Here is a 23752-nt window from a genome sequence, read left to right as displayed (position 1 = left end):
GCGACCGGATAGATCGTAGTGCGGGTTCACCCGGATGGCCCGTCCGTGAGACGAACGGGCCATCCGGACTGAGCGCGAGTGCGCTGCTGCTGCAATCGACCTAGTAGCGGTCGACGGCCGGCGGCTCTGGGGTGTCGAGAACGCTGCCCGCGGTGGCTTCCCAGGCTTTCACCCACGTTCCGTCTTCGTAGGAGGCTTCGAGTACATCGTTGATGAAGTTACGGAACTCCGTGTCTTCGAGCGCAACGCCGATACCGTAGGGCTCCTCGGTAAACGGGTTGTTGACGACCTCGAACTCATCACCGTTCTGGTCGGCGAGGCCCGCGAGAATCACGTTATCGGTGGTCACAGCGGCGACTTCGCCGCTGCGCAGCGGGCCGAGGCAGTTGGAATAAGCATCCGTGGCGATGATGTCCGTCGTGTACTCGGCGATGTTCTTCTCCGAAGTAGAACCGCTCACGGTGCAAACAGCCTTACCGGCGAGGTCCTCTGGGCCGGTAATGTCGGTGTTGCCCGCGAGCACGAGCAGGTCCTGCCCGGCCGAGTAATACGGTCCGGCGAAGGAGACGGATTCCTTGCGCGTATCGTTGATCGTGTAGGTGGCGACAACCATATCGACCTGGCCGTTGATGATGAACGGCTCGCGGTTCGCGGAGATGGTTTCGATCCAGTTGATGTTGTCGGCGCTGATTCCGAGCGCACCGGCGACGAGCTTGCCGATCTCGATGTCGAAGCCGATGGGGTCTCCCGTGCCCTTGAGGCCGAAGAGCGGCTGGTCGAACTTGGTGCCGATGGTGATCTCGCCGGCTTCGGCGAGGGCGGCCATGGTAGTTCCCGCTTCGAATTCGGGGGCGTCGGCTACGTCGACCGTGTCGGTGGTTGCCCCGGAGTCGGTGCAACCGCTGAGTACGAGTGCGCTGGCGAGGGCAAGGGCCGAAATTGCAAGGCCTTTTTTGAGTCTCATTTGTGTCTGCTCCTGATTACTGTGAGGTGCTCTGGACGATCTTGCACACTGACTGGTGGACAAGAGATCTAGTGGAAGAAAGTTTTAGTGGTCGAGAATTTTGGAGAGGAAGTCCTGAGCGCGGGTGCTCTGCGGGTTCGTGAAGAATTCCTCCGGGGAGGTCTCCTCGACGATTTCGCCCTCCGCCATGAAAATGACGCGGTCTGCGGCCTTGCGGGCGAAGCCCATCTCGTGCGTCACGACGATCATGGTCATACCGTCGTTGGCGAGGTCGACCATGACCTCGAGCACCTCATTGATCATCTCCGGGTCGAGGGCACTGGTCGGCTCGTCGAGAAGGATGACCTTCGGATCCATGGCCAGGGCACGCGCAATGGCGACGCGCTGTTGCTGGCCACCGGATAACTGTGCGGGCATCTTCTGCGCCTGGTTGGCTACTCCGACACGGTCGAGCAGTGCCATCGCCTTCTTCTCGGCGTCGGCTTTCTTGAGGCCGCGCACCTTGATCGGACCGAGGGTCACATTTTCAAGCACGGTCTTGTGCGCAAACAGGTTGAAGGCCTGAAAGACCATGCCGACGTCCGCACGCAGGTGGGCGAGGGCTTTGCCCTCTTCCGGAAGCTTGACGCCATCGATGGTGATGACGCCGCCATCGATGGTCTCGAGGCGGTTGATGGCCCGGCAGAGCGTCGATTTTCCCGACCCACTTGGTCCGATCACGACGACCACCTCGCCGCGGTTGACTACGGCGTTGATGTTCTTGAGAACGTGCAGTTCTCCGTAGTGCTTGTTGATGTCCTTGACGACGACTAGCGGTTCGCCCCGACGAACGGTGATATTCGAGGTGGCCGGGGACGAATCTATTGGCTCCATACCCCCCAACTTAGAACAGATCACCGGATGAGGGGTGCCAAATTCCCGGACAGTAACGCATTTGTAACAGTCCAGCCATCCGTCGTCTGTGCTATGTAGCAGGTCAGCCGGCGGTCTCCGGCCGGGCACCAGCCGGCCCGTCCAGCGGCTCGGTCGCCGCAGAAAAAGGGTCGGCTCGGCCATGCCCGAGCACACTCGCCCCGGGCATGCCAGATGCCCGGACGGAGCAGTCCGGGCATCGAGTTTTTGTTCGGAACGGCAGGTCAGGCGCGCTGGGCGAACGCGCTTTCGTACAGGCAAACGGATGCCGCGGTCGCCAGGTTCATCGACTCAGCCTCGCCGTAGATCGGCACGCTGACGCTGCGGTCGACCCGGGCGAGGTCTTCGTCGGTCAGGCCGCGGGCCTCGTTGCCGAACAGCCACACCGTCGGAGCGGCGAGCAGCCCCTCATTGCGGGCGGAAAGCAGGTCGGAACCCTTGATGTCGGCGGCGAACAGCTGCAGGCCGGCGGAGCGAGCACGGTCCAGCACGTCGGAGAGATCACCCGCGATGGCGACAGGGAGGTGAAAAATGGAGCCGGTCGAGGAACGGATGACCTTGGGGTTGTACAGGTCAACGCTGCGACCGGTGAGGATGACGGCGTCCGCGCCGGCGGCATCCGCTGCCCGAATGATGGTGCCGGCGTTGCCGGGGTCGCGCACCTCTTCGAGAATGGCGACGAGCTTGGGGGCAGCGTTGAAGATCTTCTTGACCGAGGTGGGGAACTGGTGGCAGACAGCCACGAAGCCCTGCGGGGTGACCGTGTCGGCCATGGCCTCGAGTACCTCTTCGGAGACGAACTCCACCTCGACCTGGGCGTCGACGGCCTTCTGGGCCAGATCGGTATAGCGATCGAGCGCGGTCGGCGTGGCGAACAGCTCCACGACGAGCTCTGGGCGAAAGGTGAGGGCTTCTGAGACGGCCTGCGGGCCTTCGAGCAGAAAGAGACCGGACTCGAGGCGCGCGTCGCGCTTGGCAAGTTTTGCGACGGCACGGACGCGCGGTGAACGTGGATTATCAAGCATGTGGCAAGTTTACTTGCAGAAAAGGAGCGGGCGACCAGGTCGCCCGCTCCTCACTGTGGAATTCTGACCGATTCACCACGTTCACGCCCAGGAGGCAGCCGGTGGTGGTCAATCACGGTGAAGCATTACGCCTTGACGGCGACCTTCGGTGCCGACGTGTCGGCGGGAAGGGCTGCCTTGGCGCTCTCAACGAGGGCGGCGAACGTCGCTGCCTCGTTGACGGCCAGGTCGGCGAGGATACGACGGTCAACCTCGATGCCGGCCAGGCCGAGGCCCTGGATCAGACGGTTGTAGGTCAGGCCATTGGCGCGCGACGCAGCGTTGATCCGCTGGATCCACAGGCGACGGAAGTCACCCTTGCGTGCGCGACGGTCACGGTAGCTATAGGTGAAGGAGTGAGTGAGCTGCTCCTTCGCCTTGGTGACCAGGCGTGAACGCTGTCCGCGGTAGCCCTTGGCGCGTTCGAGAATAACGCGGCGACTCTTGTGGGCGTTTACGGCCCTCTTTACTCTTGCCATTTTTTACAAATCCTTATTCGTTACGGGGGCCTGGTGTTACAGACCGAGAAGCTTCTTGATGACCTTCTGGTCTGACTTGGCCAGCACCTGGTCCTGGTTCAAACGGGACTTGCGCTGCGTGCTCTTGACTTCGAGGTTGTGACGAAGCCCGGCCTGCTGCTTCATGATCTTTCCGCTTCCGGTGACCTTGAAACGCTTCTTGGTTCCGGAGTGGGTCTTCATCTTAGGCATGTGGTTCCTCCTGTTTCGCTGCCTTGTCGGCAACCTTGTCTGCCTTATCGGCGACCTTGTCTGCCTTCTCGGCAGCCTTGTGGGCGTTGATCTCGGCCTTGGCTTCTGACTTGTTTTTCAACGGGCCAATCACCATGACCATGTTTCGACCGTCGATCATCGGAGTCGATTCCACGGAACCGTACTCGGCGACATCCTCGGCAAATTTTTGGAGCAGTCGTACGCCCTGATCAGGCCGGGACTGTTCACGGCCACGAAAAAGAATCATGGCCTTGACCTTGTCACCGCTCTTCAGGAAGCCTTCGGCGCGTTTGCGCTTGGTCTCGTAGTCGTGCGTATCAATCTTGAGACGGAAACGAACCTCTTTCAGGATCGTGTTCGCCTGGTTGCGCCTGGCCTCCTTGGCCTTTTGCGCAGCCTCGTACTTGAACTTGCCGTAGTCCATGATCTTGGCCACGGGCGGCTTGGCTTCGGGTGCAACTTCGACGAGGTCGAGGTCGGCATCCTGTGCCAGGCGCAGGGCAACATCAATCGCCACGACCCCGACCTGCTCGCCGTTGGGACCAACGAGACGAACTTCGGGGACGCGTATACGGTCATTTGTACGGGGATCGCTGATGCGTCTCTCCTCTTGGTTAACTTCGTGATCACAACCAGACAGCGGATGCCGCCTGGGGACGAAGAGAGGAAAATCACGCGATTTCCACGCCAACTTTTTCGTTGATGTGTTCCACACGGCACCCTGTCTACCCTCACGCTGCCACCTTCCCGAGGGAGGCGATAACGCGACGGCGGAGTGCAATCTACCCGGTAACCTTGATGAAGCGGTATGCGCGGGTGGGAGATTCTCCACTTTCGTACCGAGACTATTGTCTCGGAACCAAAGACAAGCCTAGCAGAGGAATGCAGTGAGCCCCAGTTTTGAGCAAGATACGGATTTTGAGCAGGATGCAGCACAGGCAACGCGCGATATCGCTGATGTGGCCGCTGTCGAGATCATCACCACGGCCGCGGTGCACCTGATGAGCGCGGCCGCCGTCAAGTGCGGGCTCGCCGACGATCCCGATGCCCAGATCGACCTTGACGAGGCGCGCAAACTGATCACTGCTCTGGCCGGGCTGGTCACGGCTGCCGCTCCCGACATCTCCAGCCTTCATGCGGGTAGCCTGCGCGACGGGCTGCGCTCACTGCAGCTGGCGTTCCGCGAGGCGTCCGCCTTTCCCGACGCGATCGGCGAAGGCCCCGGCGAGAAGCTCACCGGCCCGGTCAACTGATTCCTCCCCTCACGAACGGATGCCGCCGGTCACCCGACCGACGGCATCCGTTCTGCGCAGCTTGAGTCAGGTCTGGCAGTGCGGGCACCAGAATGTATTGCGCTGCTCGACATCGCTGCGACCGAGAGTGCTGCGTTGAATGTGGGTTCCGCAGCGTCGGCACGCCTGACCGCCTCGCCCGTAGACCCAGGTCTGGGTGCCGCGGCGCAGGTTGCCGGTGGTCGTGCGTTCGTCGCGGTCTTTATTGGCCAGGAGCAGGCGCCGGGCCAGGGCGACGAGTCCGGGGACGTCGGTAACCTCGGCCAGGGGCCGGGTCGGCAATAGTCCGCGCAGAAAGCAGAGTTCGTTGACATAGACGTTGCCGAGTCCGGCCAGATTGCGCTGGTCGGCGAGGGCCAGAATGACCGGTTGTTCGGGCCGAGCAGCGAGGCGAGTGGCCGCCTCGGCGCTGTTGACCGCACTCCATTCGGTGTCGAGCAGGTCGGGTCCGAGATAGCCGACCACCTCCGACTCGGCCCGGGTGGGAACCAGCTCCAGCACACCAAGCTCGAACCCGACCGCGACCCAGTCCAGGGTCTGCAGCACAATGCGCGCCTGGAACGCCGGCCGCTGCCACCGCGTGCCGGGCCGGTACAGGTGCCAGGCGCCCTCCATTTTCAGATGCGAGTGGATGCTCGTCTCGCCGACCCGGTGCAGCAGATGTTTGCCGCGACTGACGACCTCGTGCACGGTCTGGCCCGTGAGATCGACGGTCGCGAAGGCTGGCACGCGGATGTCGCAGCCGGTGAGAATACTGCCGCGCAGCGCCTGGTCGAGGGTTCGGGCCGTGCGATAGACGGTATCGCCCTCAGGCACGAAGCCTCAGCCCTTTTGGAGTCTCGGTGAATCCCGCGGCGCGCAGAGCCGCACCCACCTCGGTGCCCATGACGAACACGCCGTTGGCCGTTTCGACCGCGATTTTCTGGATGCGACCCGTTGTGACCAGAGCAGCCAGGCTCGCCGTGGCGGCCGCGAGCCTGGCCTCATCCGTCTCGAAGGCAACCACGGTCTTGCCGCCGCGCTCGACGTAGAGCACGAGGGCGCCATCGACGAGCACGACGAGTGCACCCGCCTTCCGGCCCGGGCGATGGGTGGTGTCGCCGGGGAGCGCTGGCCACGGCAGGGCAGCACCGTACGCGTTCGCCGGGTCGGTCGCGGCCAAGGTCACCACGGCCGGATGCCCGACCGACGAGTCGGCTACCCCGGCGGCGAAGGTGCGCAGCCGGTCGATGGTGCCGCCGGTGGCGAACTGGGCAGCGCCGAGCCCCTCGATGAAGTAGCCGCGTCGGCAGCGTGCCATCTCCTCGAATCCGGTGAGCGTGCGGTAGACGAGGGAGAATCCGCCGATGACGCTCTCGGCCATGACCGCGCCGCGCGTCACTACTCCGTAGCGTTCGAGCAGGGTCTCCCCCAGGGCGTGCGCGCGGCGGGTCGGTGAGTCGTCGGCCACGGGCAGAATCGACCAGCGACCCGACACCGTCGGTGGTCCGCCGCGGCTCGCCAGGCTCGGCCGGGGCATCGACCGCCCGCGGTGCAGGCGTGCCCGGGGCACGGCCCGGCTCGGACGATGCGCGGTGTGACCGCCGGAGAGAAGCGACCGGACCGGGGCGAAGGTGTCATTGGTGATCAGGCCGGCCCAGACCAGGTCCCACAGCGCATGCACCAATTCCTGGTCATTCTGGCTACCGACGGCATCGGCAAGTTGCCGAAAGAAGTAGGCACCATTACTGCCCAGGGTCGCCAGGATCTCCTGTTGCAGGGGCGTCGTTTCGACGTCGATCGGTACCGGCAGGGTGAGCTGGGCGGTTTCGGCGAGGTGCAGGCTCACCCAGCCGTCATTGCCGGCAAGCGTTCCCCCGCCGGCCCAGAGCACCTCGCCCGCGTTGGTGAGTTCGTCGAGCATATCCGGACGGTAGTCGCTGACCCGGGCGGGCAGAATGAGCGTCTCCCACGCGGATGCCGGAATGCGCGCGCCCTCCAGCTGCTCAACAACGGATGCGACGCCGTCGATTCCGCGCAGCTTTCCGCCCACGTGCTGCCAGGCCGGCAGAAACCGGCCGATCGCCCGTTGGTCGACCGGTTCGACCTCGTGCCGGAGCGCGGCGAGGGAACGACGGCGGAGCCGCCGCAGCACCTCGGCGTCGCACCATTCCAGGCCGCTGCCGTTGGGTCGAAACTCTCCGGCCACGATGCGTCGGGCATCGGCGAGTCGGCCGAGGGCGATTTGGACGACGGCCGTACCGAGGCCAAACCGGTCGGCGACGGCATTCGTTGTGAAGGGCCCGTGGGAACGCGCATACCGGCTCACCAGATCACCGAGCGGATCAGGCACGGATTCGGTGAAGGCGGAGGGAACGCCGATCGGCAGGGGAACACCGAGGGCATCGCGCAACCGGCTGGCGTCTTCGACCGCCGCCCAGCGATCCTCACCGCCGACGTTGACCCGGATGGCACGGCGGGCATCAACGAGAGCGAGCAGGGCCTGCTCTGCCGCCATCGCACCGGGCACGTGCGGCGATTCGGGCGCGGGCAGGAGCATCCGCTCGGCGACCTCGCTGGTGTTGAGCGGCCCCAGGGTACGCAACAGGTCCGCGACACCCTCAACGCCCTTGGCCCGGTAGTCGGAGGTGAGCCGCTGCAGTTCCCGGTCGGTCTGGTCGATGACGGCTGGGTCGAGCAGCTCCCGCAGCTCGACCCGACCCAGGAGTTCGGCGAGCAGGCTCGAGTCGATCGCGAGGGCGGTCGCCCGCCGCTCGGCCAGCGGGGTGTCGCCCTCATACATGAAGGCGGCGACGTAACCGAACAATAGGGTACTCGCGAACGGGCTCGCGGTGTCGGTCGTGATTTCGATCAGGCGCAGTTCGCGCGAAGCGATCTGTCGGGCCAGCACCCCGAGGGCTGGCAGGTCGTAGACGTCTTGCAGGCATTCCCGCAGGGTTTCGAGAATGATCGGAAAAGTGGGGAAGGTGCGGGCCACGTCGAGCAGTTGCGCCGCCTTCTGGCGTTGCTGCCAGAGCGGTGAGCGCGCCCCGGGCTTGTAGCGGGGCAGAAGCAGGGCTCGGGCGGCGCACTCGCGAAACCGGGACGCGAACAGAGCCGAGCCACCAACCTCGTCGGTGACCAGTTGCTCGAGCTCGTCGGGGTCGAACACGAACAGTTCGCTGCCGGGCGGCTCGGTTTCGGTGTCGGGAATGCGTACGACGATGCCGTCGTCACTTGCCACGCAGGAGCCGTCGATTCCATAGCGTTCGCGCACGCGGGCACCGACCGCGAGTGCCCACGGTGCGTTTACCGGGGCGCCGTACGGGGAATGCAGCACGACCCGCCAGTCCCCCAGCTCGTCACGAAAGCGTTCGACCACGAGCGTGCGGTCGGTCGGCAGTTGCCCGGTGGCAGCGCGTTGCTCGCCGAGAAAGGCCAGCAGGTTAGTGATCGCCCGGTCGTCGAGGCCACCCACGGCGCAGCGGTCCCTGGCTTGGTCGGCCGGCAGGCTGCCGACCTCGCGCACGAAGGCACCGATGGCCTGGCCCAGTTCGGCCGGGCGGCCCAGCCCGTCGCCCTTCCAGAACGGCAGCCTCCCGGGCTGCCCGAACGCCGGCACGACGAGTACTCGGTCGTGCGTGATCTCCTGAATGCGCCAGCTCGTGGTGCCGAGCGCGAAGACATCATTCACGCGGGACTCGTAGACCATCTCCTCGTCGAGTTCACCGACCCGTTTGCCGGTGATCTGCTCTCCGCCGACCATGAAGACGCCAAATAGACCGCGGTCGGGAATGGTGCCGCCACTGGTGACGGCCAGCCGTTGCGCGCCGGGGCGGCCGGTGAGGGTGCCGGCGTCGCGATCCCAGACGATGCGCGGGCGCAGTTCTGCGAACTGGTCGGAGGGATACCGACCGGCCAGCAGGTCGAGGGTGGCCTCGTAGGCGGAGCGGGGCAGGGTTACGAAGGGTGCGCTGCGCCGCACGGTGTCGAACCAGGTCTCGACGTCGATTGGTTCGAGCGCGCAGGCCGCGACCGTCTGCTGGGCCAGGATATCGAGCGGATTGGTCGGCACCCGCAGCGATTCGATGGCACCGGCGACCATGCGTTCGGCGGCGACCGCGGCGTGGATGAGGTCGGCCCGATGTTTGGGGTAGATGACCCCGCGCGAAATCTCACCCACCTGATGCCCGGCCCGGCCGAGCCGTTGCAGCCCGCTCGAAACCGACGGCGGTGACTCCACTTGCACGACCAAGTCGACGGCGCCCATATCAATGCCGAGTTCAAGGCTCGACGTGGCGACGACACAGCGCAGCCGCCCCGATTTCAGGTCGTCTTCAATGAGCGCGCGCTGCTCTTTGCTGACCGAACCGTGATGCGCGCGAGCGAGCAGCGGTTCGGCCCCCGCACTCTCGCCGCTTGCGCCCATGAGCTCGGCTGGCGGTCTGGCAGGCGCGGGGCTGCCCACCGCCCGGGCGTCCCCCCGCGACACCGTCACGAGAGCGGATGCCTCCTCCCCGGCCAGGCGCTCGGCATAGATTTCATTGAACCGCGCCGTGAGCCGTTCGGTGAGGCGGCGCGAGTTTGCGAACACGATGCTGGAGGAGTGTGCAAGCACCTCGTCGACGATGGCCTCCTCTACGTGGGGCCAGATCGACCCGGTCTGCGGCGCCGAAGCTGACGTGACTCCTTCGCGTTGCGGCACCGGACCGAGGTCGCTCATGTCGTCCACCGGTACGACCACCCGCAGGTCGAACCGTTTCAGCACGGGCGGAGCCACGATCTGCACGGGTGCGGCGCCGCCGAGAAATCGGGCCACCTCGCTCTGCGGCCGCACCGTGGCGGAGAGCCCGATACGTTGCGCCGGCCGGCTCAGCAGGGCGTCGAGTCGCTCGAGGGAGACGGCCAGGTGTGCACCGCGTTTGCTCGCCGCGACCGCGTGCACCTCATCGATGATGACGGTCTGCACGCCGCGCAGGGATTCGCGGGCGGCCGAGGTCAGCATGAGAAACAACGACTCCGGGGTGGTGATAAGAATGTCGGGCGGCGAGGTGACCAGTTTGCGCCGGTCGGCGGCCGGCGTGTCTCCCGAGCGCACGCCAACCGTGACGCGCGGCGGCTCCAGGCCGAGCCGCTGGGCCGAACGGGTGATTCCCACGAGCGGAGCGGTGAGGTTGCGTTCCACATCGACGCCGAGTGCTTTGAGCGGCGAGATATACAGCACGCGAGTGATGGGCGTGGAAGCGGCGGGCACGCGAGTGATAGGCGTGGAAGCGGCGGGCACGCGAGTGATGGGCGTGGAAGCGGCGGGGACGGCCGGTGCGGCCGACTCGGTGGCCAGCCGGTCAATGGCCCACAGGAACGCGGCGAGGGTCTTGCCCGACCCAGTCGGAGCCACCACGAGGGCGTGCGAACCCAACGAAATGGCCTCCCATGCTCCCAGCTGCGCTGCTGTCGGTGCCGCGAAAGCCTCGGTGAACCAGGCCCGAGCGGCCGGGGAGAATCGTTCAAGAACGTCGCTCATACCGTTATTGTCGCTCACCCCACCGACATTCGGGTTTCACCCGGAAACCTACGCGGAGGCGACGAGCTTGACGCGCAGCGAATCCACGCCGGTCGTGATGATCTCGCTCTCCGACCACCGGGTGCCGAGGCGGCTCAGAATCGCGTCAAGGTCCGACTGGGTGAGGCCGTCGACCAATTCCAGTTGGACCACGAGTTCGGGACCTTTGAGCTGCGCCAGCGGGTCGCCCGCCATGAGCTGAACCGAGAGCACCGAGAGTTCCGTGGCGATTGATGCGGTGAAAGCGTCGGCGATGAAGTGGCTCGCGTAACTCGGAGTCCACGGCAGCGACTGGGCGATCGCCCAAAGCGCCGGTCGCCGAATGATGAATTCCCCGGGGGATGTCGGGTCGAGCACGACGAGGTCGGTGTCTTCCTGCGCGGCGGCCAGGGCGACGCGCACGGCATCCGCTGGTACGGGCCTTGCGAGGGGGTTCCACGCCGCCATGGCAGCGGTCGACGAGAAGACTGGGAGCACGGTACGGCCGTCCGGCCCTTCAACCGTGATGATCGATAGTTCCTGGGTTTTATCGATGGTCTGCCCACGCGCGTTCACGGCGGCCTCGCCGAGCTTGGTCACCAGCGGAATGAGCAGACGAGATCCGCGAATGGCATCGATGACGCTTTCTTCGCCGGCCTCTCGAGCTTGAAAACGGGCAAGCGCCGCGGCAAGGGCGGCGGGCGCGGCCCCGTCATCACCGGCTTCGAGGTTGGCCTCGAATTCCCGTCCGGCCCACGGCTGGCCGGCCGAGTCGGCCGTGTTGGCTGACTCATTCCCGTCGCCAGGTCGCCCTGAGCCCGGCTGGCCCGAGGGGTCTCCCGTTGAGCCGAGGTTTCGCGCCCGAGCCATTAGTCCCCCGCGACGTCCAGGGCCTCGGCCAGCGTGAACGCGCCGGCGTAGAGCGCCTTGCCCACGATGGCACCCTCAAGCCCCAGCGGCACAAGCTTGCGCAACGCTTGAATGTCATCAAGGCTCGAAATGCCGCCGGAGGCAATGACCGGCTTGCGCGTGCGGTCGAGTACCTGACGCAGCAGGTCGATGTTCGGGCCCTGCAGAGTGCCGTCCTTGGTGACGTCGGTCACCACATAGCGGGCACACCCGGCTGTTTCGAGCCGTTCGAGGACCTGCCAGAGGTCCCCGCCATCTTTGGTCCAGCCACGCGCGGCCAGGGTTGTTCCGCGTACATCAAGGCCAACGGCAACGGCCTCACCGTATTGTGCGATGACGCTCGCCGCCCACTCCGGGTTTTCCAGCGCTGCGGTGCCGAGGTTGATGCGTTTAACGCCGGTGGTCAGTGCCGCTTCGAGCGATTCGTCATCGCGGATACCGCCGGAGAGCTCGATGTTCACGCCCTTGACCTGACGAATGACCTTCTTGATCACACCGGTGTTGCTGCCACGGCCGAAGGCCGCGTCGAGGTCGACGAGGTGAATCCACTCAGCACCTTGCCTGGCCCAGTCGGCCGCGGCGTCGACGGGGTCACCGTAGTTCGTTTCCGTGCCGGCCTCGCCCTGGGTCAGGCGAACCGCCTTGCCGCCGGCCACATCGACGGCGGGCAGGAGGACGAGCCTCGGTGTCTTGTTGAACTCACTCATTGGTGTCCTTGATTGGTGCGGTCGCGCTGTGCGACCAATTGCAGGGGCTGTGGCTGTGATGCGGATGGGACTGTGAAGTCTAGGCTCGCCGGGCTAACTGTGCAGCGTGCCGATCCAGTTCTTCAACAAGCGGATGCCTGCCTCCCCCGATTTCTCCGGGTGAAACTGGGAGGCGCTGAGCGGTCCGTTCTCGATCGCGGCCAGGAACGGCACCCCATGATCGGCCCAGGTCAGCCGGGGCTCTGGGAACGGCGGCATGACCTCAAGCGTCCAGGATTGCGCGGCGTAGGAGTGCACGAAGTAGAACCGCTCTTCTTCGATGCCTCGGAACAATTCAGAGTTGGGTGCGCTCGTGACGGTGTTCCAGCCCATGTGCGGAAGGATCTTCGCGGGAAGCTCGGTGACCGTTCCCGGCCATTCGCCGAGCCCCTCGGTGTCCACGCCACGTTCCACTCCATGCTCAAACATGACCTGCATGCCGACGCAGATTCCGAGCACCGGGCGGCCGCCGGCCAGACGACGGTCGACGATGTCGTCACCGCGAACGGACTTGAGCGCTGCCATCACGGCGCTGAACGCTCCAACTCCGGGCACGACGAGACCGTCGGCCTCCAATGCAGTCGTGCGGTCGCTCGTGAGGGTGACCTCGGCGCCGGCCAACTCGAGCGCCTTGACCGCGGAGTGCACGTTTCCGGTTCCGTAGTCGAAGACGACAACCTTCGTCATAGGGCTCCCTTAGTCGACGGAATACCGTGCACCAGCGGGTCGAGGGCCTTGGCGAGTCGGAAGGCGCGGGCGAAGGCCTTGAATTCAGCCTCGGCAATGTGGTGCGGATCGCGCCCGCCAAGCAGGGTGACGTGCACCGTCAGGCCGGCGTGAAAAGTAATCGCTTCGAAGACGTGACGCACCATGGAGCCGGTAAAGTGTCCGCCGATGAGGTGAAATTCAAAACCGGCCGGTTCGCCGGTGTGCACGAGGTAGGGGCGGCCGGAGATGTCGACCACGGCCTGGGCCAGCGCCTCGTCGAGGGGCACGAGAGCGTCACCGTAACGGGAGATGCCCGATTTGTCACCAAGGGCCTGACGAATGGCCTGGCCGAGCACGATTCCCACGTCTTCGACGGTGTGGTGCACGTCGATTTCGACATCGCCGGAGGCGCGCACCGTGAGGTCGGTCAGGGAGTGTTTGGCGAACGCCGTCAGCAGGTGGTCGAAGAACGGAACCGAGGTACGGATGTCGCTGACGCCGGTGCCATCAAGGTTCAGAGACAGGTCGATGCTGGATTCACTCGTCTCCCGTTGCAGGTGTGCGACGCGGGGCGCGGGAATGTCAGCAGGTGAGCTCATGGACCTAGTTTATTCGGCTTGGGCGGGCGCAATTTGACCGGAGCCGCCACTGCGACCAAGTCGGGCGATGGCGTCTAGGAACAGGGTCGTCTCCTGTTCGGTGCCGGCGGTTACGCGCAGGTGGTGGGCGATGCCCACATCGCGAATAAGAATTCCCTCAGCCAGCAGCGCCTCGAAGGTCTCGTGCGGGTCGGCTACTCCCCCGAACAGTACGAAGTTGCTCCAGCTGCGGTGCGGGGCATAGCCCAGGCCCGCAAGCTCGACAACGAGCCGATCGCGCTGCCCACGAATGTCATCGACCATCGCGAGCATCTCGACGCTGTGAGCCAGGGCCGCGTTTGCGGCCGCCTGGGTCAGGGCCGAGAGGTGGTACGGCAAGCGAACCAGACGCAGGGCATCCGTTACGGCCGGATCGGCTGCCAGGTAGCCCACACGGGCACCGGCGAACGCGAAGGCCTTGCTCATCGTTCGGGAGACGAGCAGGCGTTCCCGGCCAGGCAGCAGGGTGAGCGCGCTCGGGGTGCCGACCGGAGCGAATTCGGCGTAGGCCTCGTCGACCACGACGATGCCGTCGGTCGCGTCATAGGCAGCGGCGATGGTCTCGAGGGAGAGCGGCGTACCGGTGGGGTTGTTCGGCGAGCAGAGAAAGACGATATCGGGCTTGGTACGCGTGATCTCGCTCACGGCGGTCGCTGGCGACAGCTCGTAGTCGGCGTCGCGGGCACCGGCAATCCAGGTGGTGTCGGTTCCCGACGCGAGGATCGAGTACATCGAGTAGGTCGGGGCAAAGCCCAGCAGGCTGCGTCCCGGTCCGCCGAAAGCCTGCAGCACCTGTTGCAGCACCTCGTTGGAGCCGTTGGCCGCCCAGATATTCTCGGCGGTCAGTTCTTCGCCGAGGTAGCGGGCGAGCGCCTCGCGCAGGGCGGTGAACTCTCGATCGGGATACCGATTCACCGTGCGGATGGCCTCGGCCAGGCCTGCGAGGATGTCGCGGGCCACCGCTTCAGGAATGGGGTGCGTGTTCTCGTTCACGTTCAGGGCCACTGGAACATGCAGTTGCGGAGCCCCGTAGGGCGTCAGGCCGTGCAGGTTGGTGCGGAGGGGAAGATCTTCGAGACTGGTCACCCTCTCCATGCTAGGGCCCCGTACTGCTGCCCATCACTACTTAGGAGTTGGCGGGGATTTCCAGGCGCTGGCCCGGCTGCAGCGTTTCCACCGACAGGGCGTTGATGCGCTTGATATCGGCGACAACGTCGCGCGGGTCGGCGGCGGGAAAGTTCTCTTCGGCAAGGTTCCAGAGGGTTTGGCCGGGTTCGACCGTGATGAATCGGGCTGAACCGACGTCGGTCGGTGAATAGGCCAGCGTGGCCACAATGCCGGAGTCGGTTGTGTACGACATGAGATCGATGCCGGTGGCGGACCCAGAGGCGCCGGCCGCTCCCCCATTGACGGCAAATACGAGGGCGCCAAGGATGACCGGCAATGCGGCGAGCGTGGTGAAGACGACTCGTCCACGCCGGGTGAGGCGAAGACGTGTGACGGGCGGGAGAGAAACTGCGGGGGCAAATGCTGTGGTCATGTCAAACCTCCAAGGTAGGCGGGCTGCGAGTCTCGTATTCGGCCCTCGGCCGGGAGGACCGAATACGAAACTATGTTCCGAATATAACTTCGAACAATCGAACATGCAAGCTTTTTCTCGTCTCTGCCCGGAAAATCACGCAACACACTCGAATAAGTGTTTGTTTCAAGGCCGAGAACTGGATAAACTTTCGATAGGTCAATTGCTTGATTGCTACTCAACCAGACACCACCGACATTCCCGCGAGACGTCCTCTAACCCGCGCGGGACCGACTCAAGGAGCGCTTCTCGTGACACAAAGCACCGGCGGTACCCGCGACAAGGGCGGCACTCGGCGCCGAAAGAGTTTGAGCCCGCGCCAGCTCGCCATCCTCGACGTTATTCAGCGTTCGGTCAGCTCGCGCGGCTACCCGCCGAGCATGCGTGAGATCGGTGACGCCGTCGGCCTCGCCTCGCTGTCGAGCGTGACTCACCAGCTCAACCAGCTTGAGCTGAGCGGCTATCTGCGTCGTGACCCGAATCGTCCTCGCGCACTCGAGGTACTCATCGAGATTCAACGCGCGCCCGAAGACGTCGGAACCGGCGACCAGGACAGTTTTCACCCGGGCGTGCAGGTCGGCGACGCTGCGATGGTTCCCCTCGTCGGTCGAATCGCTGCTGGCATTCCGATCACGGCCGATCAGCAGATAGACGAGATCTTCCCGCTCCCCCGCCAGCTCGTCGGCCAGGGGGAGCTGTTCATGCTCAAGGTCGTCGGTGAGTCGATGATCGATGCGGCGATCTGCGACGGTGACTGGGTTGTCGTTCGCCAGCAGAAGACCGCGGAGAACGGCGAGATCGTGGCGGCCATGCTCGACAACGAGGCCACCGTGAAGGTACTGCGCAAGCGCGACGGCCACACCTGGCTGCTGCCGCGCAACAGTAACTTCGAGCCCATCGTCGGCGACTACGCCGACATCCTCGGCAAGGTCGTCGCCGTATTGCGCTCGGTCTAGCGAGTCAGCTTCAAGCAAAGAAGAGAGCAGAAGCACGGCGTGAGGCCCGACCACTAACCGGTGATCGGGCCTGAAGACTGCCTGCTGGCGCCAGGTACGCGGGTGAGTTACCGGGTGAGGCTGGCTCTCAGATCGGCAGCGCGGCGATCGCGCACCACCCGGGTCGCAGCCAGCATGTTGTGCAGGGACTGCACCGTCTCCTCGTAGCCACGCGTTTTGAGCCCGCAGTCCGGGTTCACCCAGACCTGGCGTTCGGGGATGGATTCCAGGGCGGTGTCCAGCAGGGTCGTCAGCTCGTCGACGCTGGGTACTCGCGGCGAGTGGATGTCATAGATGCCGGCCCCGATGCCATGGTTGAACCCGCCGGCCTCAATCTGCTGTACCACCTCCATGCGCGAGCGGGCAGCTTCGATGCTCGTGACGTCGGCGTCGAGGTTGCGGATAGCCTCGATGACGACGCCGAACTCCGAGTAGCAGAGGTGCGTGTGAATTTGAGTCGCTTCCGCGACCCCGGCCGTGGCCAGCCGAAACGAGCCGACCGACCAGTCCAGGTAGTCGGCGTGGTCCTTCTCCTTTAGCGGCAGCAGCTCCCGCAAGGCCGGCTCGTCGACCTGAACGATCTGGATGCCCGCAGCTTCCAGGTCGCCGATTTCATCGCGCAGGGCAAGGGCGACCTGGCGAGCGGTCTCGCCAAGCGGCTGGTCGTCACGCACGAACGACCAGGCCAGAATCGTCACCGGTCCGGTGAGCATGCCTTTGACCGGCTTGGCTGTCAGGCTCTGCGTGTACACCGACCAGTCCACCGTGATCGGGGCCGGGCGCGAGACGTCGCCCCACAGAATGGATGGCCGGGTGCAGCGGCTGCCGTAGGACTGCACCCAGCCGTTCTCGGTCACGGCGAACCCGTCGAGGTTCTCAGCAAAGTACTGCACCATGTCGTTGCGCTCGGGTTCCCCGTGCACGAGCACGTCGAGTCCGATCTCTTCCTGCAGGGCGACGACGCGGCCGATCTCGGCGCGCATCAGGTCGCGGTAGTCATCGGCTGGCAGGTTTCCTTTGAGAAACTGGGCGCGTGCCCGGCGAATGTCTGCGGTCTGCGGGAAGGATCCGATCGTGGTCGTGGGCAGCGACGGCAGCTGCAGCGCAGCATTCTGAGCAGTCAGGCGATCGGCGTAGGCACCACGGGTGAAATCGGCGTCGGTGAGTGCGGCCGAACGCGCTCGCACCGAACCGTCGCGCACCCCCGGAGCGGCGAGACGCGCGGTCAGCGCGGCAGCGGCATCCGCGAGCGGAATGGCAATGGCCGCCCGCCCCGCAGCGAGGCCGAACGCGAGGGTGGCAACCTGGCCCACCTTCTGGTCGGCAAAGGCCAGCCAGCTGGCCAGGTCGACCGGCAACGAGGTCTCATCGAGCACGTCGTGCGGCACGTGCAGCAGCGACGTTGAGGTGGATACGGTGACGGAGTCAGACAGCGCGCGCACGCTCTCGGCGCGCTCGAAGGCGCCCGCCAGGTCGCCGCGCCAGATGTTATGCCCGTCAATCACCCCGGCAACGAGGGTCTTGGCGGCCAGCCCGGGCACCGCCTGCGGCAGGGTGCCCCGAACCAGGTCGAGGCCGATCGCCTCGACGGTAGTGCCGGCAAGAACCGGCAGGGCATCATCGAGACTGCCGTAGGGCGCCGCGACAAACAGGGCGGGGCGGCCACTGAGCCGACCGAGCACGCCATAAGCGGATGCGACCGCCGCCAGCGTGTCCCCGCGTGGCACATCGATCGATTCGCTGACCAGTCCCGGCTCGTCGAGTTGCACCCAGTCGGCGCCGGCATCCGCTAGCCGCGATACCAGCGCTGCGTAGACAGGAAGGAGGTCGTCGAGCCGGGACAACGGGGAGAACCCGGCCGGCGCCTCATCGCTGGCCTTGCTGAGCAGTAGAAAGGTGACCGGACCGACGAGCACCGGACGGGTGAGGAAGCCGGCCGCCTTGGCCTCGAGAAACTCGCGCACGATGCGGTCACCGGCCAACGAGAACACGGTCTCCGGGCCAATCTCGGGCACGAGGTAGTGGTAGTTCGAGTCGAACCACTTGGTCATCTCAAGCGGCAGGTTCTCGCCCTCGCCGCGGGCCAGGGTGAAATACCCGGCCAGGTCGATGGTTCCATCAGCACCGACGAGCGAGGCAAACCGGGTGGGAATCGCTCCAACGGCGACAATGGTGTCCAGCACCTGGTCGTAGTACGAGAACGACTCGGGGATCGACGAGTCGGCGCGGCCGAGCCCGAGGTCAACGAGCCGTTCCCGGGTGGCCGAGCGCAGTTCGGCGGCCACGCTCTCCACAGCGACCGCGTCGATCGCCCCAGACCAGAACGCTTCCACGGCCTTCTTGAGCTCGCGCCGGCGACCGATACGCGGGTAGCCGAGGATGGTACCGGTGGGAAATGCGGGTGAAATGGGCATGGAGATTCCTTCACTGGAGATTGGTCGTTGGAATGGTGCAAAATAACGAACGAGTTCGGGGCCTACACGCTGAAGCGGGCGTGAGGCCTAAAGCATTACTGCCGGCACCGGAAGTGCCCCACACCCCTCGAGAACCTGCAGCACAGTGTCGTGTTGGTTGAAGGCGTAGAGGTGGAGTCCGGGGGCGCCGCCCGCAAGCACATCCTGCCCGAGGCGCACGGCGTAGTCGATGCCGATCTGGCGCTGCCCTTCCTCGGTCGGTTCGACTTCAAGGTCGATGGACAGGTCGGCCGGCAGCTTCTCCCCGGAGAGCTGCAGAATTCGGCGCAACCGGTTGGGGCTGGTCACCGGCATGATGCCGGGAAGAATGGGAAAGAGCACCCCGGCCGAGCGAGCCCGCTGGATGAAGCTCAGGTAGTCGTCGGCGTGGAAGAAGAGTTGGGTGATGGCGAGGTTGGCACCAGCTGCTTGCTTGGCCAGCAGGGTGTCGATGTCCTGGCTGACCGACCGGGAGTTGGGATGTCCGTTCGGAAAGGCCGCGACCCCGATGCGCACCTTGCTGCGTTCCGTTTTCACCCCGCGGGCGCCGGGCAGGCCCGGAATCACCGTTTCGATATACGGCACCCGTTCGGTCTGCACGCGGTGAATGAGCTGCACCAGCTCCCCCGCGCTGTGCAGATCGCCGAGAAAAGTGTTGTCGCCTTCGACCGCACCCTGCGGTGCGTCGCCGCGAATGGCCAGAAAGCTGCGTATGCCGGCGTCGAGGAACTCCCGAATGAGGCGGCTTGCGCCTGCGTGCGAGGAGCCGACGCAGGTGAGGTGCGCCATCGCATCCGCTTCGGTGTGGTCCTTGATGTAGCGCAGCACGTCCAGAGAAGAGTTGCGCGAGGAGCCGTTGGCGCCGTAGGTGACCGAGATGAACTCGGGGCCGGCGGCGGCCAGGTGGTCGATGGTGCTCATTAGAGCGGATGCTGCGGCCACCGATTTGGGCGGGTACACCTCGAACGAGAACGCCGGGCGGGCGTTACACGCGGAAATTCCTGTCGTGGTCATGGTTCCTCATTCGGCAGAAGCAGTACAGCGGGTGATGGCCGGGTGGCCGCGGACGCGCCAGCGGGCTGGCGGTTCTTCGCGGGCGGATGCCGGGCTCGGCTGTCGCTCCATGCCGGGGAATGAATTCCGTCGGCAACGATTGATTAGACAGTAACAACACCAACGTCGAGCGATGCGAATATGACAGTTCGTGTCATCCGCGCGGTCAGACGGCATCTATCCGCTGGCCCAGCGGACGGGATAGGTGTTAAGCCCGCGCGGGTGACTGGTCCCCTACGGTGTCACCGATTTCGGCGCTTCCCGTACTGCCGGAGACCGGCGGCTACGACGCCTATTCGCATGCGGGCGCTGAGCAACCGATCGTCTTCTCGTCCCTAAAATCGGGGCGGGTCAACGCCATTAACGTCGCCGTTTTAGCCTAGCTAGAGAACTGCACAAAGAACGTCCCCCTATCGGGATTCGTAGTTTTCGCGGTTCGTCCTTCGCACGTGCATACCGCCCGCGCGCCGTCGGTGCGGGAATTCCGACGACCTGGGCAGCTTGAGCGAGGGTGAACCCTTCCCAATGGACGAGCTGAACGATTTCCCGAAGCGCGGGGTTGAGTTGCGAGAGAGCGCCCCGCACTTCGCTGCCCTCGTCGGCTGCCGGCGCGGTACAGGCCGATATTCCGCGTGTTCGAATCTTCTACGTCGGGGCGAGGCGACGTCGTTCACCGCGGGAATGGTTCAGGACGGTTCCCCTGGCAAGTCCGAAGATCCACATCCGGGCACCTCTGCGTTTTCGGGAAGAAGGTTCACCCGGCGCCAGGCGACGACCATTGTGTCGCCGAGGAGATCGGCGGCATCGTCGGGCCCCACTCGGCGTTGCAGGTAACGCAGCACGTCCCCAGCATACTGGTCGAGGATGGACTTCAGCTTTTCGCCCTTCTGACGGGCGCTCACGGCGCGACAACCGCGCACTGGACCTGGGCGTCGGAAACGGCCACACCTCTCACCGCTGACATGCACAAACGCGTAGGCCATGTCAGGATTCTCAGCCCAGGGCAGCCACGCGAAAACACCGGTGGCTGTGGCAGCGCCGGCAGCGCCAGGGCAAGGCCGAATCCGACGACCAAACGAGTGGTCCAACGAGAGGGAGTCAATGCCACGACTTCGCGTGCTGCTGCCCTATTCGTTACCTCAAGATCGCGCTGCACACTCGGCGTGATCGTCACCGTCCCCGGTGATGATTGGTCAAGCATCACGTCGAGTGGGTCTGCTGCGTTCATGTGTTGCTCCAAGTCTGAAGGGTCCGTCATTACAGACATGTCCGGACGGACTCGAAACGATCACTCGGCAAGTTGATCTCCCTGATTGGATGTGATGAAGTCCGGGCAAGGAGCGAGAACGTCGCCGATTTTTCACGCAGACTGAGACCGCGGTCGAATCGACATACCATGTGGATTTTGCCGTTTGGTGGCGGCATTCTGTGTTCGCTATATGTCGCTCGCGGGGCGTCCTGAAATATATCTATGCGGTGGCCAGCTCGAGTAGTCCGGCGGCGAGTCCGAGGAGGGCGCACACGCCGATGGTGCGCAGTGCGGTCCACCGGAGTTTCAGCATGAGCACTCCCGCGACAACGGCGACGGCGAGCGGCAGGATGCTCACCGAGCTCAGCACAGGCAGCTGGAGTTGTAGCGGCCCGGAGTCGAGGCGGAACGTTTCGGAGAAGAGGATGTTGAAGGCGAAGAAGACGGCGAGATTGGCGATGACTCCGACGACCGCCGCAGTGATGCCGGTGAGCGCTCCGGAGAGTTGGCGGTTGCCGCGGAGCCGTTCGATGTGGGGTGCGCCAAGGAAGATGAAAATGAAGCAGGGCACGAAGGTGACCCAGGTGGTCAGGAGGGCTCCGATGATGGCCGCGACCCACGGGTCGAGGTCGCCGGGGTTGCGGTACGCGCCGACGAAGCCGACGAACTGGACGACCATGATCAGGGGTCCGGGTGTGGTCTCGGCCAGACCGAGTCCGCGCGCCATCTCCCCGGGCGTGAGCCAGTGGAAGACCTCCACCGCTTGCTGGGCGACGTAGGCCAGCACGGCGTACGCGCCACCGAAGGTGACCAGGGCCATGGTGGAGAAGAACACGCCCTGCTGCGTGAATACCGAGCCGATGCCGGTGAAAAGTACTACGGCGATTATGGGCAGGATCCACACTGTCAGCCCCACGGCCAGAATCTTGCCCGCGCTCACGGCGGAGGGCTTCCCGGCGTTGAGCGCGTTATCGGCGATGACGGGTTGGATTCGGTCGGGTGCATCGCCGCTGCCGTCGATCTTCTTCGCTACGCCGGGCACATATCGAGTGAGGAGCCAGCCCGTCAGGGCTGCGATGAGGATCACGACGGGGAAGGGAACTGCGAACAGGGCTAGGGCGGCGAACCCGGCGACGGCGAGCACGACCAAGGCGGGGTGGACGAGGCACCGTCGGCCGACTTTGACGATGGCCTGTCCCACGATGATTAGTGTCGCGGCGGCGATGCCGGTGAAGAGCGCTGCGACCACGGGTGCGTCACCGTAGGCCACGAAGATGTCGGACAAGGCGAGGAGGGCGACGACGCCCGGCAAAACGAACAGTGTGCCGGCGACCAGGCCGCCGCGTTTGCCGTTGAGCAACCAGCCGATGTAGATGGCAAGCTGTTGCGCCTCGGGGCCGGGGAGCATGACACAGAAGTTCATGGCGTGCTGGAAGCGGCGGTGTCCGATCCACCGTTTCTCTTCGACGAGGATGCGGTGCATGACGGCGATCTGTCCGGCCGGCCCGCCGAAAGTCTCGAGCGAGACGAGGAACCAGACGCGCAGGGCGTCCCGGAACGGGACCAGGTCTCGGGTCTCGGCGGCATCCGTTGCGGACACTGGCCGGGCCTTCTTGGGTTTCACAGTGCAGTTCTCGTATCGTCAGGAGGCTTCGCGGCCGTGGAGCAGGCTGCGGCGGTAGAACTCATACAGACCGTCGAATATCGGCTTACTCACGGCCAGGGTCTGTTCGTCGGTGCCCGTCAGGGAGAGTCCCCTCAGGACGGCGTCGAGTCCGGGGGCCTCGGGCGCGTCGAAGCGCCCATCTTCGATGTCGGCCTCATGCACGATCTGGGCGATTTTCCAGAGTACGGGATCGGCCAGTTCGTGCCGGCGCAGGATCGTTTCGAACGTGCAGTCGGACCCCACGTGGGAGTACTCGGCGCCGCGCATATCGAATGCCGTCGCCCCTTTCGGAACGTGGGTCGGATCGGCGACAAAGATGAACTGGGCATCCGCATCGATGAATCGCGTTACCAGCCAGGCGCATGCAGCCCGGTCGATATGCATATGTTCGCGCGTTGCCCACTTCATGATGGCGCGCCGGCTGCGTGGGTTGCAACGCCGACAATGTCGCCAGCTCCGACAGCGCCGTCCAGGGCGGACCGGGCCATCTCGTCCAACAGACGGGAGATTACCTCTTTGGCCGGCGGGGGAAAATAGTCCCGCCGGCTGATGTCCCGCCACTCGCGGCGCAACTTCTTGATCGCTGTGGTCCGGGCGGTGCCGATCAGGGGCTGGGCCTGAACCACAGCCTCCGCGAGGGTGCGGTATTCCGCGACCCGGTCTGCCGTCATGGACGCGACCAGGTCCTGTTCTTGACGTTGAGACCCGGCCGTTGCCAGCCACACTCCCGCCTCGCCGCCGTTGTGCACTACCTGTTCGGCGAGCCACTCCAGCTGTTCACGAGTTTTGGCCTCGGCGGGAAGGGCTACGAGATTGGTCTGCAACCTGACGACGCCTAGGACTTTGAACCTCCTCCAGAGCGCGATTCTGGGCGCCGACGGTTCACGGGGCAGGTGATAGCTCAACAACACCCACGGGTGCGTTTCGGGCGGCGGAGAGGTCAGATCCATAATTTTAGTGTAACCATAGTTACACTTTCTAAGGCGGAGGTCAGCGGCGTCGCGCAGACAGGGAGCTTGCCCACAGCCGAGATTCAACACATGCCACCGTCTCACAACCAATGAAATGCAATAAACCGTTGGACGAGCCGTAGCCGGGAAGGACGCCGTCTAGCTAGTGCTCGTCGTAGTGGTCGCCGTGCAAAGCGTGGTGGTGCGTGCCATGCACGTAGTCCGTGTGGTCGTCGTGACTGATGGCTTGGTGGCCGCAGTTGTCGCCGTGTTGGTGGTCCGCGACCGCGTGCTCTGCATGGGTGTCGGTGAGGGGCATGCT

24 protein-coding genes are annotated in these 23752 nt (G+C 64.9%); 2 read left to right on the top strand and 22 right to left on the bottom strand.

Annotation, left to right across the window (positions count from 1 at the left end):
- Window positions 1-100: 100 nt before the first annotated feature.
- The 6 genes from CXY80_RS10175 to infC all read right to left on the bottom strand — a co-directional run bounded on the left by CXY80_RS10175 (window position 101) and on the right by infC (window position 4269).
- Window positions 101-964 (bottom strand): glutamate ABC transporter substrate-binding protein, encoded by an 864-nt coding sequence (locus CXY80_RS10175; protein WP_092449842.1) that lies wholly within the window; start codon window positions 962-964, stop codon window positions 101-103.
- A gap of 84 nt (window positions 965-1048) precedes the next feature.
- Complete coding sequence (locus CXY80_RS10170; protein WP_104132445.1) at window positions 1049-1837, bottom strand: amino acid ABC transporter ATP-binding protein; 789 nt, start codon at window positions 1835-1837, stop codon at window positions 1049-1051.
- A 263-nt stretch (window positions 1838-2100) separates the two neighbouring features.
- Complete coding sequence (locus tag CXY80_RS10165; protein WP_104132444.1) at window positions 2101-2901, bottom strand: RNA methyltransferase; 801 nt, start codon at window positions 2899-2901, stop codon at window positions 2101-2103.
- A 125-nt stretch (window positions 2902-3026) separates the two neighbouring features.
- Window positions 3027-3419 carry a 50S ribosomal protein L20 gene (gene rplT, locus CXY80_RS10160; RefSeq protein ID WP_092449848.1) on the bottom strand — a complete coding sequence of 131 codons (393 nt, stop codon included), beginning with the start codon at window positions 3417-3419 and terminating at the stop codon, window positions 3027-3029.
- 36 nt (window positions 3420-3455) lie between these two features.
- A complete protein-coding gene (gene rpmI, locus CXY80_RS10155) occupies window positions 3456-3650 on the bottom strand; it encodes a 50S ribosomal protein L35 (protein WP_092341054.1) in 195 nt (64 codons plus the stop codon).
- Entirely contained in the window at window positions 3643-4269 is a 627-nt protein-coding gene (gene infC, locus CXY80_RS10150; protein ID WP_104127223.1) for a translation initiation factor IF-3, read from the bottom strand. The genes rpmI and infC overlap by 8 nt, the downstream gene beginning before the upstream one ends.
- A gap of 289 nt (window positions 4270-4558) precedes the next feature.
- On the opposite strand from infC, the gene CXY80_RS10145 reads away from it, so the two are divergent.
- Window positions 4559-4924: a DUF1844 domain-containing protein gene (locus CXY80_RS10145; RefSeq protein WP_104132443.1), complete on the top strand. Its 366-nt coding sequence runs from the start codon at window positions 4559-4561 to the stop codon at window positions 4922-4924.
- A 66-nt stretch (window positions 4925-4990) separates the two neighbouring features.
- Here CXY80_RS10145 and CXY80_RS10140 read toward each other — a convergent pair whose 3' ends face one another.
- The 8 genes from CXY80_RS10140 to CXY80_RS10105 all read right to left on the bottom strand — a co-directional run bounded on the left by CXY80_RS10140 (window position 4991) and on the right by CXY80_RS10105 (window position 15025).
- Window positions 4991-5779 (bottom strand): DNA-formamidopyrimidine glycosylase family protein, encoded by a 789-nt coding sequence (locus CXY80_RS10140; protein ID WP_104132442.1) that lies wholly within the window; start codon window positions 5777-5779, stop codon window positions 4991-4993.
- Window positions 5772-10466 (bottom strand): ATP-dependent helicase, encoded by a 4695-nt coding sequence (locus tag CXY80_RS10135; protein WP_104132441.1) that lies wholly within the window; start codon window positions 10464-10466, stop codon window positions 5772-5774. Before CXY80_RS10135 ends, CXY80_RS10140 begins: the two co-directional genes overlap by 8 nt.
- A gap of 48 nt (window positions 10467-10514) precedes the next feature.
- Window positions 10515-11354: an SseB family protein gene (locus CXY80_RS10130; RefSeq protein ID WP_092449856.1), complete on the bottom strand. Its 840-nt coding sequence runs from the start codon at window positions 11352-11354 to the stop codon at window positions 10515-10517.
- The gene (gene priA, locus CXY80_RS10125; RefSeq protein ID WP_092449858.1) at window positions 11354-12100 is read right to left on the bottom strand and encodes a bifunctional 1-(5-phosphoribosyl)-5-((5-phosphoribosylamino)methylideneamino)imidazole-4-carboxamide isomerase/phosphoribosylanthranilate isomerase PriA; all 747 of its coding nucleotides are present in this window, start codon (window positions 12098-12100) and stop codon (window positions 11354-11356) included. Before priA ends, CXY80_RS10130 begins: the two co-directional genes overlap by 1 nt.
- Window positions 12101-12193: 93 nt before the next feature.
- Window positions 12194-12826, bottom strand: a complete 633-nt coding sequence (hisH, locus tag CXY80_RS10120; RefSeq protein WP_104132440.1) for an imidazole glycerol phosphate synthase subunit HisH — start codon at window positions 12824-12826, stop codon at window positions 12194-12196.
- Window positions 12823-13446 (bottom strand): imidazoleglycerol-phosphate dehydratase HisB, encoded by a 624-nt coding sequence (gene hisB, locus CXY80_RS10115; RefSeq protein WP_104132439.1) that lies wholly within the window; start codon window positions 13444-13446, stop codon window positions 12823-12825. The genes hisH and hisB overlap by 4 nt, the downstream gene beginning before the upstream one ends.
- Before the next feature lie 9 nt (window positions 13447-13455).
- Entirely contained in the window at window positions 13456-14580 is a 1125-nt protein-coding gene (locus CXY80_RS10110; protein ID WP_104132438.1) for a histidinol-phosphate transaminase, read from the bottom strand.
- Between the two features lie 31 nt (window positions 14581-14611).
- The gene (locus CXY80_RS10105) at window positions 14612-15025 is read right to left on the bottom strand and encodes a LysM peptidoglycan-binding domain-containing protein (RefSeq protein WP_092449865.1); all 414 of its coding nucleotides are present in this window, start codon (window positions 15023-15025) and stop codon (window positions 14612-14614) included.
- A gap of 290 nt (window positions 15026-15315) precedes the next feature.
- Between CXY80_RS10105 and lexA the strand changes: the two genes are divergently transcribed.
- The gene (lexA, locus tag CXY80_RS10100) at window positions 15316-16020 is read left to right on the top strand and encodes a transcriptional repressor LexA (protein WP_104132437.1); all 705 of its coding nucleotides are present in this window, start codon (window positions 15316-15318) and stop codon (window positions 16018-16020) included.
- A 107-nt stretch (window positions 16021-16127) separates the two neighbouring features.
- Here the strand turns inward: lexA and metE are convergent, their stop codons facing one another.
- The 8 genes from metE to CXY80_RS10060 form a co-directional block, all read right to left on the bottom strand.
- Window positions 16128-18473 carry a 5-methyltetrahydropteroyltriglutamate--homocysteine S-methyltransferase gene (gene metE / locus CXY80_RS10095; protein ID WP_104132436.1) on the bottom strand — a complete coding sequence of 782 codons (2346 nt, stop codon included), beginning with the start codon at window positions 18471-18473 and terminating at the stop codon, window positions 16128-16130.
- 87 nt (window positions 18474-18560) lie between these two features.
- Complete coding sequence (locus tag CXY80_RS10090) at window positions 18561-19526, bottom strand: methylenetetrahydrofolate reductase (RefSeq protein WP_199182252.1); 966 nt, start codon at window positions 19524-19526, stop codon at window positions 18561-18563.
- 399 nt (window positions 19527-19925) lie between these two features.
- On the bottom strand, window positions 19926-20150 hold the full coding sequence (locus CXY80_RS20760; RefSeq protein WP_158251630.1) for a sigma factor-like helix-turn-helix DNA-binding protein: 225 nt from the start codon (window positions 20148-20150) through the stop codon (window positions 19926-19928).
- Between the two features lie 101 nt (window positions 20151-20251).
- Window positions 20252-20467: a hypothetical protein gene (locus tag CXY80_RS10080; RefSeq protein ID WP_146070717.1), complete on the bottom strand. Its 216-nt coding sequence runs from the start codon at window positions 20465-20467 to the stop codon at window positions 20252-20254.
- Between the two features lie 567 nt (window positions 20468-21034).
- Entirely contained in the window at window positions 21035-22438 is a 1404-nt protein-coding gene (gene chrA / locus CXY80_RS10075; RefSeq protein WP_233195242.1) for a chromate efflux transporter, read from the bottom strand.
- An 18-nt stretch (window positions 22439-22456) separates the two neighbouring features.
- Window positions 22457-22888 carry a chromate resistance protein ChrB domain-containing protein gene (locus tag CXY80_RS10070; protein ID WP_092449875.1) on the bottom strand — a complete coding sequence of 144 codons (432 nt, stop codon included), beginning with the start codon at window positions 22886-22888 and terminating at the stop codon, window positions 22457-22459.
- The gene (locus tag CXY80_RS10065) at window positions 22885-23430 is read right to left on the bottom strand and encodes a Chromate resistance protein ChrB (RefSeq protein ID WP_166791487.1); all 546 of its coding nucleotides are present in this window, start codon (window positions 23428-23430) and stop codon (window positions 22885-22887) included. The genes CXY80_RS10070 and CXY80_RS10065 overlap by 4 nt, the downstream gene beginning before the upstream one ends.
- A 163-nt stretch (window positions 23431-23593) precedes the next feature.
- Window positions 23594-23749, bottom strand: coding sequence for a zinc transporter permease (locus CXY80_RS10060; RefSeq protein ID WP_104132432.1), 156 nt, complete (start codon window positions 23747-23749; stop codon window positions 23594-23596).
- Window positions 23750-23752: the final 3 nt, after the last annotated feature.

The sequence above is a fragment of the Cryobacterium sp. M91 genome, from assembly GCF_002929615.1.
Classification (GTDB): domain Bacteria; phylum Actinomycetota; class Actinomycetes; order Actinomycetales; family Microbacteriaceae; genus Cryobacterium; species Cryobacterium levicorallinum.
Note: the sequence above shows the minus strand (reverse complement) of the source record. Positions and strands in the feature narration are given on the sequence as shown.

Bases quoted from the DNA above. Each gene is read 5' to 3' on its own strand.
- CXY80_RS10060 (WP_104132432.1), bottom strand. From the start codon at position 23,749: ATGCCCCTCACCGACACCCATGCAGAGCACGCGGTCGCGGACCACCAA.
- rplT (WP_092449848.1), bottom strand. From the start codon at position 3,419: ATGGCAAGAGTAAAGAGGGCCGTAAACGCCCACAAGAGTCGCCGCGTT.
- hisH (WP_104132440.1), bottom strand. From the start codon at position 12,826: ATGACGAAGGTTGTCGTCTTCGACTACGGAACCGGAAACGTGCACTCC.
- CXY80_RS10090 (WP_199182252.1), bottom strand. From the start codon at position 19,526: ATGACCACGACAGGAATTTCCGCGTGTAACGCCCGCCCGGCGTTCTCG.
- CXY80_RS10175 (WP_092449842.1), bottom strand. From the start codon at position 964: ATGAGACTCAAAAAAGGCCTTGCAATTTCGGCCCTTGCCCTCGCCAGC.
- rpmI (WP_092341054.1), bottom strand. From the start codon at position 3,650: ATGCCTAAGATGAAGACCCACTCCGGAACCAAGAAGCGTTTCAAGGTC.
- CXY80_RS10130 (WP_092449856.1), bottom strand. From the start codon at position 11,354: ATGGCTCGGGCGCGAAACCTCGGCTCAACGGGAGACCCCTCGGGCCAG.
- CXY80_RS10110 (WP_104132438.1), bottom strand. From the start codon at position 14,580: ATGGAGAGGGTGACCAGTCTCGAAGATCTTCCCCTCCGCACCAACCTG.
- CXY80_RS10170 (WP_104132445.1), bottom strand. From the start codon at position 1,837: ATGGAGCCAATAGATTCGTCCCCGGCCACCTCGAATATCACCGTTCGT.
- CXY80_RS10065 (WP_166791487.1), bottom strand. From the start codon at position 23,430: ATGGATCTGACCTCTCCGCCGCCCGAAACGCACCCGTGGGTGTTGTTG.
- CXY80_RS10135 (WP_104132441.1), bottom strand. From the start codon at position 10,466: ATGAGCGACGTTCTTGAACGATTCTCCCCGGCCGCTCGGGCCTGGTTC.
- metE (WP_104132436.1), bottom strand. From the start codon at position 18,473: ATGCCCATTTCACCCGCATTTCCCACCGGTACCATCCTCGGCTACCCG.
- CXY80_RS10070 (WP_092449875.1), bottom strand. From the start codon at position 22,888: ATGAAGTGGGCAACGCGCGAACATATGCATATCGACCGGGCTGCATGC.
- priA (WP_092449858.1), bottom strand. From the start codon at position 12,100: ATGAGTGAGTTCAACAAGACACCGAGGCTCGTCCTCCTGCCCGCCGTC.
- CXY80_RS10105 (WP_092449865.1), bottom strand. From the start codon at position 15,025: ATGACCACAGCATTTGCCCCCGCAGTTTCTCTCCCGCCCGTCACACGT.
- hisB (WP_104132439.1), bottom strand. From the start codon at position 13,446: ATGAGCTCACCTGCTGACATTCCCGCGCCCCGCGTCGCACACCTGCAA.
- CXY80_RS10165 (WP_104132444.1), bottom strand. From the start codon at position 2,901: ATGCTTGATAATCCACGTTCACCGCGCGTCCGTGCCGTCGCAAAACTT.